This window comes from Streptomyces litchfieldiae (assembly GCF_031845365.1).
GTDB lineage: Bacteria > Actinomycetota > Actinomycetes > Streptomycetales > Streptomycetaceae > Streptomyces > Streptomyces litchfieldiae.
Map to the genome: position 1 here is coordinate 1 of NZ_JAVREL010000085.1, position 480 is coordinate 480.

The window sequence follows — 480 nt, forward strand, 5'->3', positions numbered from 1 at the left end:
GTTCCTGTATCCATCAACATCTCCTGGGGGTGGCGGCCCGGACGGGCCGATCACTGGGAGTTGACGACGTTTCTGTTACGTGGACCCACTTGTTGTATTGCGGTGACGTAAAGCTCACCGCCGCGCGGCGGTGAGGACCCCGTTACGGAACGTTCATCGGCAGAAATGCCTGGGTAATCCGTATACCGCACGGTATACAGCCATGGATACAGTGCCCGCCGAACAACATTCGGCGCTCGGTGAGGAGTACGAGAACCAGCCCGTCCCGCTGTCCGCACGCAGATCGCTGTTCTCGGTGTCGGCGGTATGGGTCGGCTTCCCGATGATCATGACCTCGGCGGTCTTCGCGGGGATCGTGGTCTACAACCTCGGCTTCGTCATGGGCTTGGTCGCGATTCTCGTGGGCGACCTCATCCTGATGGGCTATGTCGGGGCGCTGAGCTACCAGGCCGGACGATCGGGCAAGAACTTCGCCCTGAC

Annotated in this window: 1 pseudogene; it reads left to right on the forward strand. The window is 61.2% G+C overall.

Features of this window, described 5'->3' with window-relative positions:
* Positions 1-202: 202 nt before the first annotated feature.
* Positions 203-480: pseudogene (locus tag RM590_RS35490) on the forward strand (cytosine permease); the annotation flags it as partial.